Annotated in this window: 10 protein-coding genes; 2 read left to right on the top strand and 8 right to left on the bottom strand. The window is 62.8% G+C overall.

Going from position 1 to position 12,465, the window contains the following annotated elements:
• Window positions 1-73 precede the first annotated feature (73 nt).
• The 3 genes from HJO_RS03630 to HJO_RS03620 form a co-directional block, all read right to left on the bottom strand.
• Complete coding sequence (locus HJO_RS03630) at window positions 74-2,368, bottom strand: nitric-oxide reductase large subunit (protein WP_035614433.1); 2,295 nt, start codon at window positions 2,366-2,368, stop codon at window positions 74-76.
• Window positions 2,369-2,552: 184 nt separating this feature from the next.
• Window positions 2,553-3,761: an LL-diaminopimelate aminotransferase gene (locus HJO_RS03625; protein ID WP_035613573.1), complete on the bottom strand. Its 1,209-nt coding sequence runs from the start codon at window positions 3,759-3,761 to the stop codon at window positions 2,553-2,555.
• Window positions 3,758-4,192: a hypothetical protein gene (locus tag HJO_RS03620; protein ID WP_035613572.1), complete on the bottom strand. Its 435-nt coding sequence runs from the start codon at window positions 4,190-4,192 to the stop codon at window positions 3,758-3,760. Before HJO_RS03620 ends, HJO_RS03625 begins: the two co-directional genes overlap by 4 nt.
• A gap of 71 nt (window positions 4,193-4,263) precedes the next feature.
• On the opposite strand from HJO_RS03620, the gene HJO_RS03615 reads away from it, so the two are divergent.
• The gene (locus HJO_RS03615; protein WP_035613570.1) at window positions 4,264-6,093 is read left to right on the top strand and encodes a PHA/PHB synthase family protein; all 1,830 of its coding nucleotides are present in this window, start codon (window positions 4,264-4,266) and stop codon (window positions 6,091-6,093) included.
• 10 nt (window positions 6,094-6,103) lie between these two features.
• Here HJO_RS03615 and argC read toward each other — a convergent pair whose 3' ends face one another.
• The 4 genes from argC to rplM form a co-directional block, all read right to left on the bottom strand.
• Window positions 6,104-7,051, bottom strand: a complete 948-nt coding sequence (gene argC / locus HJO_RS03610; protein ID WP_035613568.1) for an N-acetyl-gamma-glutamyl-phosphate reductase — start codon at window positions 7,049-7,051, stop codon at window positions 6,104-6,106.
• Between the two features lie 137 nt (window positions 7,052-7,188).
• Window positions 7,189-9,204: an acyltransferase family protein gene (locus tag HJO_RS03605; RefSeq protein WP_156945401.1), complete on the bottom strand. Its 2,016-nt coding sequence runs from the start codon at window positions 9,202-9,204 to the stop codon at window positions 7,189-7,191.
• Window positions 9,205-9,483: 279 nt separating this feature from the next.
• Window positions 9,484-9,969: a 30S ribosomal protein S9 gene (gene rpsI / locus HJO_RS03600; RefSeq protein ID WP_035613566.1), complete on the bottom strand. Its 486-nt coding sequence runs from the start codon at window positions 9,967-9,969 to the stop codon at window positions 9,484-9,486.
• Window positions 9,970-9,974: 5 nt separating this feature from the next.
• Window positions 9,975-10,439 (bottom strand): 50S ribosomal protein L13, encoded by a 465-nt coding sequence (rplM, locus tag HJO_RS03595; RefSeq protein WP_035613564.1) that lies wholly within the window; start codon window positions 10,437-10,439, stop codon window positions 9,975-9,977.
• 230 nt (window positions 10,440-10,669) lie between these two features.
• On the opposite strand from rplM, the gene HJO_RS03590 reads away from it, so the two are divergent.
• Window positions 10,670-11,443: a hypothetical protein gene (locus HJO_RS03590; protein ID WP_156945400.1), complete on the top strand. Its 774-nt coding sequence runs from the start codon at window positions 10,670-10,672 to the stop codon at window positions 11,441-11,443.
• Here HJO_RS03590 and HJO_RS03585 read toward each other — a convergent pair.
• Entirely contained in the window at window positions 11,395-12,465 is a 1,071-nt protein-coding gene (locus tag HJO_RS03585) for a COX15/CtaA family protein (RefSeq protein WP_035613559.1), read from the bottom strand. The genes HJO_RS03590 and HJO_RS03585 overlap by 49 nt on opposite strands.

The raw sequence follows: 12,465 nt of genomic DNA, 5'->3' as shown, positions 1-12,465 counted from the left end.
GATCGGACACCGCGCCGGCCCGTGGTGGCGGGGCGCGGCAGCGGTGGGTCTTGCTGTGGTTTTTACCGCAGGATCAGGCCTGAACCTCCGTCGCCACTAAGCGTTTGGCGATTGTCGCCTTGAAGACGAAGTAGCAGAAATAGCCGACGCCGACACTGAACACGATGTCTCCGGGCACGCGCATCCACACGAGGCCCTCCATGAGGGGACTGTGCATGAATTCGGCCGTGCGGGCGTAGGCATAGCCGTGTTCCACGCTGGCATAGGTCTGCCAGATGCCCTGGGGCAGGAGTGACAGGAATGTCATCATGCCCAGGCCGATATTGAGCGACCAGAACGCAATTTTCAGGAGCTTGTGGTTCCACTGCCTGACATCGGTGAGGCCGCGCAGGCAATAGAGCATCAGGCCAAGCCCCAGCATGCCGTAGACGCCGAACAGGGCCGCGTGGCCGTGATTGGCCGTCGTGTTCAGGCCTTGCATGTAATAGAGCGCAATCGGCGGATTGATCAGGAAGCCGAACAGGCCTGCCCCGACCAGGTTCCAGAACAGAACTGCGGCAAAGAACATGAACGGCCAGCGGTAATTCTCTTCCCACGCGCGCTCGTGTTCGATCTTGGCCCGGCTGTAGGCCTCAAACCCGACGACCAGGAGCGGAACGACTTCCAGGGCCGAGATGGCCGCGCCGACCGCGATCACCGATGTCGGCGTGCCACTGAAATAGAGGTGGTGGAACGTGCCCAGCACCCCGCCGAACAGGAAGATGATCGTCGCGAACAGGACCATGACGGTGGCTGTCATGCTGCGCAGCAATCCCATGCGAACGAGGAGCAGCGAGATGATTGCCGTGGCGAAGACCTCGAAGATGCCCTCGACCCACAGATGCACCACCCACCAGCGCCAGTATTCCATGATCGAAATATGCGTATGTTCGCCCCACAGCAGGCCGGCCGCATACAGGAGGCCGATGGCAATCGCCGAAATCAGGACAAGGAAGATCAGTGAACGGTTCTTTTCGCGGGTGAGGACCGGCCAGAGGGCGCGCAGGACCAGCGCCACCCACAGGAACAGGCCGATGGTCAGATAGATCTGCCAGAACCGGCCAAGGTCGACATATTCATAGCCCTGGTGGCCGAACCAGAAATTGGCCGTCAGGTTGTCGAAGAACCGGTGCACGGCGGCCCATTGCCCGGCGAACGAGCCGACCACGATGACGAACAGGCTGCCGAACAGGAAATTGACGCCAAGTGTCTGGAACTTGGGATCCTTGCCTGCCAGCATCGGCCCGACATACAGCCCGGTCGCCAGCCATGCCGTGGCAATCCAGAGCACGGCAAGCTGGGTGTGCCACGTGCGGGTGACCGCATATGGCAGGTAGTCGGCAAATGGCAGGCCGTACAGGCCCTGCCCTTCAACCGCATAGTGCGCCGTGAGAATGCCCAGCAGGACCTGCGCGGCAAACATGGCGCAGACGAGCCAGAAATACTTGGCGGTTGCCCGCATGGACGGCGTGATCGTGGCCGAGTCCATGATGTCGTGTTCGGCAAAGCCGGTTTCGGGTTCCTGATCGGCGTCCCATACGGTGAATTGCTTGGCATAATACCAGACCAGCGCGCCGACCCCGGCGAGCAGGATGATGATCGACGCAAGGCTCCACATCAGCGTGCCGGTGGTTGGCGTGTTGCCGACCAGGGGCTCGTGCGGCCAGTTGCTGGTATAGGTGATGTCCTTGCCGGGCCGGTTGGTCGCGGCGCTCCACGATGTCCAGAAATAGAAGGCCGAGAGATCATGCGCCTCGGCTTCGGTCAGGACGGCGTTCAGCGGGAACGCATATTCGCGGCGCAGGTCGAGGGCTTCCTGGTCCGCACCGACATACAGCCTGACATAATGGGCTTCCACGGCATTGATTGCCTGCGCCCGGTTGGCGCTGACCAAAATCACGCCGGTGTCCGGGTCGTAGGTATTGCGGCGCATTTCCTGCTGCACGGCCAGCTTGTGCATGGCGCTGATCGTGTCGTCGCTGACGTTACCCGCCGCGCCGGTATCAGCCTGCCCGGAAATGGCGATCAGGGTTTCGGCTTCGCGGTGCAGCCAGTCGGCGCTCCAGTCGGGCGCAAGGTAGCCACCGTGTCCCCAGATCGAGCCTTGCTGCATGCCGCCGATCGACTGCCAGATATTCTGGCCGTTCTGAATATTGTCCTTGGTATAAAGGGTTGTTCCGTCCTCGGATATGACGGCTGACGGGATGGGCGGCTTTTCGTGGTAGATTTCCTTGCCGAGATACAAGAGCACCCCGAACATGACGACCATTCCGACGGTCAAAATGATCCAGAGCCGCTTGATCGAGAATGTTGATTTATAGGTGTCCATCCGGTTGCCCTCCCGCAATCGGCCACCCACCGGGGCGACCGCCCACCAGCATTCCTGAGCGCCAATCTGGGCGCCGTCAAGTTCCATGCATTTGATTGGCAGAAGGGGTGGCGGGCCCCGGAAAGGACCCGCGGCAGGCGGAAGGGGCGACATGTCAGCGCCCGGACCTGCCCTCAGGGAGCGCCTATTCGGCGGCGGCCGTCACCTGCTCGGTGACACCGTGCCGGGCCATGAACTTGCGGATATTTCGCGCGGCCTGGCGGATGCGTTGCTCGTTTTCGACCAGGGCGATGCGGACATGGCCGTCACCATGCTCGCCAAACCCGGCCCCCGGCGCGACGGCGACATGCGCCTCGTTCATCAGCATCAGTGCAAATTCGAGACTGCCAAGATCACGCAGCGGTTCCGGGATCGGTGCCCAGGCGAACATCGAGGCCTTGGGGCTGGGGATGGCCCAGCCGGCCCGGCCGAAGCTTTCGACCAGAACGTCGCGGCGTTGCTTGTAGATCTGGCGGAACTCGTCGACGCAATCCTGCGGGCCGTCAAGAGCGGCCACGGCAGCCACCTGGATCGGCGTGTAGGCACCATAATCGAGATAGGATTTGACCCGCGCGAGGGCCGAGATCAGCGTCTCGTTGCCTGCGACGAAGCCCATGCGCCAGCCGGCCATGGAATAGGTCTTGGACATGGTGGTGAATTCCACCGCGATGTCCTTGGCGCCGTTGACCTGGAGGATCGAGGGCGTCGGCTCCTCGAAATAGATTTCGTTATAGGCGAGGTCCGACAGGATCCAGAGATCGTGCTTTTTCGCGAACTTGACCGCGTCCTTGTAGAATTCGAGATCGCAGACGTCTGCTGTCGGGTTGGACGGATAGCAGAGCACCATCGCGGTGGGCGGCGGCACGCAGTGTTTCACGGCCTTTTCGAGGTTGCGCAGGTAGTCTTCCGGCGACGGCGCGGGCACGGCGCGGATCGAGGCGCCGGCGATGATGAAGCCGAACGAGTGCAGCGGATAGGACGGGTCGGGCGACAGGATGACATCGCCCGGGGCGGAAATCGCCTGGGCGAGGTTGGCAAAGCCTTCCTTGGAGCCGAGCGTGACGATGACTTCCCGGTCCTTGTCGAGCGAAACGCCGAACCGGCGCTTGTAATAGTCGGTCACGGCGCGGCGCAGGCCGGGAATGCCGCGCGAGGCGGAATAGCCGTTGACGTCTGGTCGGCGAGCGGTTTCGACCAGCTTGTCGACGATGTGCGTCGGGGTCGGCATGTCGGGGTTGCCCATGCCGAGGTCGATGATGTCGGCGCCCTCAGCCCGCAGGGCCGCCTTGGTGCGGTTGACCTGTTCGAACACATAAGGCGGCAGGCGGCGGATCTTGTGGAATTCGGTATTCATCTCTGGCCTTTCAGACCCTGGGTGACCCGGGGGACGTCGAAACTGTCTCGAATGGCGGCGATTTCCGCATCCGTCAGGAAATTTGACTCCATGTCGAGGCCGGCGAATTGCTGGCGGATCTCGCCGGCGACGCGCGCGATCTCGGCGCCGCCGACCGGTGGCAGCTCGGCGCGCGCATTGGCAGCGAATTCCTTGCCGAGGGCCGCCACGCGCTCTTCGCTGGCCGCGAGCGTCTTGCCCGGCTTGGCGCCGGGTGCGATCGTCGGGATATCAACAAGTTGCGGGTATCCTTCGCCGGCGATTTCGTCGCGGCGGGCATCATACCAGTCAGGTGCCTGGTTAATCGCCTGCCGAGCCTTCGAAAAGGAACTCGTGCAGCCAACTAATAGCAGACAAGACACGCCTATGAGGGGAATCGTCGTGTTTTTCATGGTTAAACTCATTAAATCACAAACATTCTGCAGGATAGTTACGCAACCATAAACAGGCGATATTGGGACCAATGAGCGGCAAAAACACAAACAAGGCTGCACTTCCCTCGCTGAAACAGTTGATGGCGACACAGAACCCCCTGCAAATGCAGGTTCTGATGGCGACGCTGGCCTTGGCCAATTCCGAGTCGAATGCACTGATCAGCGATGTGTTGAGAGGCTCCGGCCCGATCGGGACGGTATCACAAGGCGACCCGATGGGCGCCGGTGAAGCCTTCCGCGAAGTCGGCAACAGCCTTGCCCGCAACCCGACGGCATTAATGAATGCCAATATGGAACTGATGCAAGGCTGGATGCAGCTGTGGCAGGAAATGGCGACCGAGGCCCTGTCAGGCGACACGCCACCCGTGCGCGACAAGCGGTTTGCCGATCCCGAATGGGAGAACAATCCGAGCTTCAAGTTCATTCGCAAGGCCTATGAGGTCAACAGCAAGTGGCTGATGGGCCTGGCCGACCATGCGCCCGACATTCCCGACAATATCCACCTGCGCGCCAAGTTCTTCACCCAGCAGCTGACCGATACGCTGTCACCGACCAATTACCTGGGCACGAACCCGCAGGCCCTGCGCGCCTTCATCGAAACCGGCGGCGAGAGCGTGCTGAACGGCATCCGCCTCGCGCGGGCCGACGTGAAGAAGGCCGGCGGCAAGCTGCATATCAGCCAGACGGACGAAACGCCGTTCGAGCTGGGCAAGAACATCGCGACTGCGCCCGGCAAGGTCGTGTTCCGCAACGACCTGATCGAACTGATCCAGTACGCGCCGACGCAGGAAACCGTGTACTCGCGGCCCCTGCTGATCTTCCCGCCCTGGATCAACAAGTTCTACATCCTCGACCTGCGCGAAGAGAATTCGATGATCCGGTGGCTGGTCGACAAGGGCCTCACCGTGTTCGTCGTCTCGTGGCGGTCGGCCGACGAGGTGACCAAGGACTATACCTGGGACGATTACAGCAAGAATGGTGTCTACGCGGCTGTCGAAGCGGCGCTGCAGGCGTCCGGCTCGAAAAAGCTCAACGCAGTGGGCTATTGCATCGGCGGCACGCTGCTGTCGGGCACGCTGGCGCACATGGCCGCCAATGGCGACGACCGCGTCGCGGCGGCCACCTTCTTTGCCTCGCAATCGGATTTCGAACTGGCGGGCGACCTCAAGGTGTTCACCGACGGCCCCGGCCGCGGCTATATTGACAGTGTCATCGAAGAGAATGGCGGCGTGATGCCCGGCGCCATGATGTACGAGACGTTCAATTGGCTGCGCCCCATCGACCTCGTCTGGCGCTACGTGATCGACCAGTACATGCTGGGCAAGACACCGCGCCCGTTCGACCTGCTGTACTGGAACGCCGACCAGACCAACATCCCGGGCAAGGTGCACAAGCGCTACCTGCGGGACTGTTATTCGAAGAACAAGCTGTCGCGCGGCAAGTTCAAGCTGTTCGGCGAGAAGGTGAACCTCAAGGACGTCAAGATCCCGGTCATGGTCCAGGCCAGCCGCGACGACCATATCTGCCCGTTCGAGAGCGTCTACCGCACCGCCACCGTGTTCGGCGGCGACACCAAGTTCGTCCTGTCAGGCTCGGGCCACATTGCCGGCGTGGTCAACCACCCGGACAGCAACAAGTACCAGCACTGGACCGGCGGCGACATCACGCCGACCGGCGAGGAATGGCTGGAAACGGCCGAGGAGCATCCCGGCTCGTGGTGGCCTTACTGGTGGGACTGGCTGAAACCGAAATCCGGCTCCAGGAAGAAAGCTGCCCCGCCCAAGGACATGGGCCTTGGCGACGCGCCGGGCTCCTATGTCCGCGTGCGCCTGCAGCACATCAAGCTGCCGCTGGAATAGCCGCCAGGCCCTAGGCTTCAAGCCCCGTCCACTCGTCCAGCCCCAGCGCAATGTTGAGGTTCTGGATCGCCGCGCCGGACGCCCCCTTGCCGAGATTGTCGAGGCGGGCAACGAGACGCGCCTGCTCGTCCGAGCCGAAGACATAGAGTTCAAGCCGGTTGGTGCCGTTGCAGCCTTCCGGCTCCAGCCCGGTCAGCGCGTCGGACTCGGCCAGCGGCACGACGCGCACGAAGCGCTCGCCATCGAACGCCTCGGCCAGCGCAGCGTGCAGGTCCGCCCGTTTCGGCTTGCCCGGCAGGGCCCAGAGCGGCAGCGGCACTTCCACGATCATGCCTTGCGCGAACCGGCCGACGGCCGGCGTGAACATTGGCAGGTTGGCGAGCCGGCAATGACGCATCACTTCCGGCGGGTGCTTGTGCTTCTGCGACAGGGCATAGATGCGGAAATTGTCGCTGGTGTGATTGGGCGCATCGGCGTCCTCGAATTCGGCGATCATCGCCTTGCCGCCGCCCGAGTAGCCCGACACCGCATTGATAGTGACCGGGTGGGTGGCCGGCAGCAGGCCACGCATCACAAGCGGGCGCACCAGGGCGATGGCGCCGGTCGGATAGCAGCCGGGATTGGAGATGCGGGTGGAGGCCTGGATCGCCGCACGCTGGCCCTTGTCCATTTCGGGAAAGCCATAGGTCCAGCCAGCCGCCGTGCGGTGGGCCGTGGAGGCGTCGATGATGACCGTGTTCTTGCTGGTCACCAGCGACACGCCAAGGCGCGCGGCATCATCCGGCAGGCAGAGGATGACCGCGTCGGCCATGTTCATCAGGCGGGCGCGCTCGTCGATGTCCTTGCGCCTGGCCGGGTCGATCGAGACCAGGTCAAGATCGGCGCGCTGGCGCAGCCGGTCGGCAATCTGCAGGCCGGTCGTGCCGGCCTCGCCATCAATGAACACTTTCGGCGACATGTATGTCTCCTGCCTCAGAACAACAATTCGGGTGGACTTCCGCTGGAGCGCCAGCCGGCAGCCACAGTCCGGATCTGTCTCAAGCACCTCAGGTCGGCAATGTCCAATAATTCACACCTGGGCTGGTGCGCGCGGCGTCAGTAGAAGCCGTCAATGGGCTGCAGGCCCGCCTGCCCCGTGTCTGCCGGACTTTTGCGCACGACATGGGATTCCAGCTTGTGCCAGACTTCGTCGGCGATCATGTGCGCGAGAATCGGCGCCGGATGGTTGTCATCCCGGTAGAGCGGCAAGCCGTTCATTGTATCGCGGCACCGTCCGGTGTCATCGCTGCAGACAATCGCCGCGGTGCGCACGACATCTATGCCGGGTTCGACCCGGTCCAGCAGGGCGTTCACCCTGGCGTTCGCGTGCCTGTAGACGTCATAGGAGGTGGTGATCTCGTCATAGGCGCCCTTCCAGCGCGACCGGCTGACCACCTTGCGGTAGACGTCCCACCCGGCTTCCGGGATCTGGTCAATCACGATCACCGGGGCCAGCGACCGCAATTCTATCAGTTCCTTCTCGATCAGACGATCCAGATCGCCGTCCGGATCACCCAGCACGATGCTCTGCGTATTGTTCCGGCTGAACTCGATGCCGCCTTCGCCATTGTCAAAGCCCGTTCCATACATGTACGCGCGCCAGCGCGCGGACAGGATGACCGGCGCGGGATATTCGGCGAAGTACCTGGCAAACTGTTTCTTGTATTTCTGGCACGCCTGCTGCTTGTTCCGCGGGCGCTCCAGGGTGCCCCGGATAGGCAGGCAGCCCGGATAGGCCCAGGTCACCATGTTGACCCCCTCGGCCTGCATCCTCGCGCGGACGGACGCGGAAATGGCATCGGCATGGCTGTCTCCGATCAGGTAGACGAACGGCTGCCTGTTCACGCACGCCCTGATCCGCGCATCACTCTGCGCGCCGTTGAGGTAGCATTCATCGTGATCTCCCCAGTCGCCCAGGCTCTGGCTGACGGTCTGGAATGCCGGGTACCTGCCCGGAAAGCCGCGTTCCAGATGCCCGCCGATCCCGAGCGACATCATCACGACAATGCCGCTCAGCGCAGTGCCAAAAATGACGGTCCGGCTCATGCCGGCACTCGAACGCTTCCTGAACGGGGCCTCCACGAAGCGCCATGACAGGTATGCCAGCACCAGCGACAGCAATCCGAGCAGCAGGAAGACGGCCACCCCCGGCTTGCCCAGCGTGTACTGGCGCGCGAAGGCGTAGAGCGGCTGGTGCCAGAGATAGGCGCTGTAGGAAATCAGGCCAACGCCAACGACCCCCTTCAGCGACAGCAGCCAGTGCACCAGCGTTCCCTGCAACGCGAAAAGAATGATCAGGACCGCCCCGACGGTGGGCACGAGGGCATACAGGCTGGGGAATGGCGTCATCTTGTCGAACATCAGTACCGAGAAGATGATGGCGGCAAGGCCCAGGGCCGACATCAGGTTGTTGATGCGCGTCGACGTCCTGACAGGTCCGCGCTGGAGGTAGAAGGCGGCAAACGTGCCGACCAGAAGTTCCCAGCCGCGCGTCGGCAACAGGTAGAACCCCGCCTCGGGCTTGTTGTAGGCGGCCCACTGCGCCACCGCCAGGCTGGCAATGAACCCGGCAATCAGTATCCAGACGGCTGCCCGCTTGCCGAAGCGCCACACCGCCATCAGCAAGAGCGGGAAGAAAATGTAGAACTGCTCTTCGACGGCCAGGCTCCACGTGTGGACAAGCGGCCTGAGTTCGATCGCGGTCGAGAAATAGCCGCTCTCTTTCCAGAAGAAGATGTTCGAGGAGAAGGTAGCGACAGCCACGAGGCTGCGGGAAAACTCCGTCAGGTCTTCCGGCAGGAGCAGAAACCATGCTGCGGGGATGCAGAACAGGACGACAAGGAAGAGTGCGGGAAGAATTCTCCGCGCCCTTCGTTCGTAAAAGTGCAACAGGCTGAACCGGCTGGCGTCGAGATCGTTGATGATCAGCGTAGTGATAAGATAGCCGCTGATCACGAAAAACACGTCAACGCCAATGAACCCGCCGCTGAACAGGCCAAAACCGGCGTGAAACAGCATGACAGGCACGACCGCGATGGCTCTTAGTCCATCAATTTCAGCACGATACTTCATGGCGCCTTCCAAGCCCCAACGGGGCAAGCAACCCGTGCAGGCACGCAAATACGGTGCCAAAACCCTGAATCGCGTCACTAAATTCCAGTCACCCGCTCCGCTAACCGGACGAATTCTCCTTATCCTGATCGAGATTGCGGATAGATTACCGGCAGGGTCAAGCGCCCGCAGGCACTGCCGCCAGGCCCGCTCAGGCCTGTGCGCAGACCTCGAGCCCATGAAAAACGGGCGCTCCGTTTCCGAAGCGCCCGCCTGAATTCAATAGGCCGGAATGCGGCTTTAGCGCTTCGAGAACTGGAAGCTGCGGCGGGCTTTTGCCTTGCCGTACTTCTTGCGTTCGACGACGCGCGGGTCGCGGGTCATGAAGCCGAACGGCTTCAGAACGGCGCGCAGGCCGGGTTCGTAATTGACGAGGGCACGGGAAATCCCGTGACGCACGGCGCCAGCCTGGCCCATCAGGCCGGAGCCCTTGACCGTGGCGATGACGTCAAATTCGGTTTCGCGGCCGGCTTCGATCAGCGGCTGGGCGATGACCATGCGCAGAACAGGGCGCGCAAAATAGGTTTCCTGGTCACGGCCGTTGATCGTGATCTTGCCGGAACCCGGCTTGATCCAGACGCGGGCGGTGGCTTCCTTGCGGCGACCGGTGCCATAGGCGCGGCCCTGGGCGTCGATCTTCGGTTCGATCTTGACGGCAGGCGCTTCTGCGGCTGGCGCGCCGGTGACGGCGCCGAGGTCCTGGAGGGAATTTGCAGTATCGGTCATAGGGTTCAGGCCGCCTTGATGTTCTTGCGATTCATCGACTTGAAGTCGACGGTTTCAGGCTGTTGAGCCGTGTGAGGATGCTCGGCGCCGGCGTAGACGCGCAGCTTGCCGAACTGGGTCCGGGCCAGCGTGCTTTCCTTGGGCATCATCCGCTTGACGGCCATTTCAATGACGCGCTCGGGATACTTGCCGTCGAGAATCTTCCCGGGCGTTGTCGACTTGATGCCGCCCGGATAACCGGTGTGCCGGTAATAGATCTTGTCGGTAAGCTTCTTGCCGGTGAACTTGGCTTTCTCGGCATTGATGATGACGACATGGTCGCCGGTATCAATATGCGGAGTAAAGTCAGGCCGGTGCTTGCCGCGAAGGCGTTTGGCGACATATGAAGCAAGGCGTCCGATGACGACGTCGGTCGCGTCAATCACGACCCACTTGTGCTCCACATCTGCTGGTGCGTTATAGGTTTTCATCGCTCTTATCAGAGCCTCTCGCTTTCGGAGTTCATGGAATGCAATTCAAGCGCTGGCGTTTAAGCGCCGCTTCCCCCTTTGTCAACGCGGGGCTGGGCCTTGCCCTGCTTTTTACCGCGGCGTCCTGCTCGAAGCAAACGGAGTCGGCTGAATCCGGGGCTGAAGCCCCTGTGATTGCTGCAGGCACGGAGTTCCCCGCAGTCTGGTCCACACGGCCCCTGGAGGGCAAAGTGGCGTCCATCGCGCTGTCAGGCGGCATGAGCGGCATCCTGGCGGTCGCATATGACCAGGGCGGCCTGCAATTTTTTGACATGGAAGCGGAAAAACTGGGCGAACGGGCCATTTTCCGCGTCAAGGCGCTGGCCGGTGGCCAATCTGCCGTGGTCGAAGACCGCACCATCACCGTTTTCCCGGGAATCACCCGTGACGGCGACCTGAAGGCCTATGTCTATGGCGACGGACTGGTCGGGCCCGCACAGGTCGACCTGCCGATCGGCGAAACCGACCATATCCAGGGCGTCTGTTCAGGCCCTGCCCCCGGAACCGGCCTGATGCGCCTGGCCTTCTGGACGACGACCAATAACCGCGTGCTGCAGAACGGCGTGGTGCGGGCCAATGACGGCGACCTCGCATGGACGGCCGGCGCGTCGACCTTCACAGATTTCCCGGTCAAGTCCTGTGCGTTCACCAGCGATACGCTGGTCGCCTCGCCCCGCGCGGAAAATGCGGCCTCGCTGGTCCGCGGGCAGCTCGACGCTCTGGTTTCGCTTGAGGACGGCAAGCTCGGCATTTCGACGGACCTGGGCATGACGAATGCCGAAATCGCGGTGCGGGACGGGATTACCGTGATCGCGCCGGATACGCCGGATGCGATGGCGGCGATGGGAACGATGCTGTCAGGCGGCTATCCGGGCGGGCTGATCGTGATCGCGGGCGAGACCAAGCCCGGTGAGCATCACGCCGTGTTCGTCGACCCGAGTTCGGTGACACTCGCCACCAATTGAGGCGGGCGAGCCAGCCAGACCAGCCGCACGGCGGCCAGCGTCACCACGACACCGATCGCCTGGTGCACCAGCGCCAGGTCCATCGGGGCGGCATGCATCAGTGTCAGGATGCCCCAGCAAGCCTGCAGGCTGACCAGCACGGCCAGGCCTGCAAAGGCACCCCTGAGCGCCGACCGCCGGAAGGCCCAGGCCGCGCCGAGCGAGAGTATCCAGATAGCATAGGCAAGGAGGCGGTGGTTGAACTGGGTCGCCGCGCGCCCTTCGAACAGGCTGCGCAGGCCGAGGCCGTCTTCGACATAATGCGACGGCACCAGTTCGCCTGCCATCAGGGGCCAGTCGGTGTAGCTGCGTCCGGCATCGAGCCCGGCGACGAGCGCGCCAGCCGCCATCTGCAGGAAGACGAGCGCGAGCAGGACCAGCGTGACGGTGCGAATCGCCGGGCTGACCGCCTCTCGCGGCTTTCCGCCGAGATCGAGCCAGAGCCAGGCCGTGTAGGCGATGATGAACAGGGCCAGCATGAAGTGCGTCGCCAGGCGATAGGGCGCAACGTCGACGCGGCTGGTCTCGCCGATGCCGCTGGACACCATCCACCAGCCAATGGCGCCCTGCAGGCCGCCGAGCAGGATGAGGATGATGAACCGCGTCGCCAGCGACCGGTCCAGCCATTTCAGGATCGCGAAGGCCGCAAGACCGGCAACGGCGACGAGGCCGATCAGCCGCCCGAACAGGCGATGGCTCCATTCCCACCAGAAGATGTGCTGGAACTCGCCCAATGACATGCCGGAATTCTGCAGCCTGTATTCGGCGGTCTGCTGGTACTTGCCGAACAGGTCGGCCCAGGCCGCATCGCCAAGCGGTGGCAGGGAGCCCTTGATCGGGTCCCATTCCGTGATCGACAGGCCGCTGTCGGTGAGGCGCGTGGCGCCACCGATCAGGATCATGGCGTACACCATCACACCCGTAAGGATGAGCCAGCGGCGCATCCACAGCATGGCCTGGGGGGATTTACCTGTCGCGGACAT

It is taken from the genome of Hyphomonas johnsonii MHS-2, from assembly GCF_000685275.1.
Lineage (GTDB): Bacteria > Pseudomonadota > Alphaproteobacteria > Caulobacterales > Hyphomonadaceae > Hyphomonas > Hyphomonas johnsonii.
Note: the sequence above shows the minus strand (reverse complement) of the source record. Positions and strands in the feature narration are given on the sequence as shown.

Excerpts from the sequence above, each read along its gene's own strand:
- HJO_RS03630 (WP_035614433.1), bottom strand. The coding sequence starts at position 2,368 with ATGGACACCTATAAATCAACATTCTCGATCAAGCGGCTCTGGATCATT.
- HJO_RS03625 (WP_035613573.1), bottom strand. The coding sequence starts at position 3,761 with ATGAATACCGAATTCCACAAGATCCGCCGCCTGCCGCCTTATGTGTTC.
- HJO_RS03620 (WP_035613572.1), bottom strand. The coding sequence starts at position 4,192 with ATGAAAAACACGACGATTCCCCTCATAGGCGTGTCTTGTCTGCTATTA.
- HJO_RS03615 (WP_035613570.1), top strand. The coding sequence starts at position 4,264 with ATGAGCGGCAAAAACACAAACAAGGCTGCACTTCCCTCGCTGAAACAG.
- argC (WP_035613568.1), bottom strand. The coding sequence starts at position 7,051 with ATGTCGCCGAAAGTGTTCATTGATGGCGAGGCCGGCACGACCGGCCTG.
- HJO_RS03605 (WP_156945401.1), bottom strand. The coding sequence starts at position 9,204 with ATGAAGTATCGTGCTGAAATTGATGGACTAAGAGCCATCGCGGTCGTG.
- rpsI (WP_035613566.1), bottom strand. The coding sequence starts at position 9,969 with ATGACCGATACTGCAAATTCCCTCCAGGACCTCGGCGCCGTCACCGGC.
- rplM (WP_035613564.1), bottom strand. The coding sequence starts at position 10,439 with ATGAAAACCTATAACGCACCAGCAGATGTGGAGCACAAGTGGGTCGTG.
- HJO_RS03585 (WP_035613559.1), bottom strand. The coding sequence starts at position 12,465 with ATGTCCGCGACAGGTAAATCCCCCCAGGCCATGCTGTGGATGCGCCGC.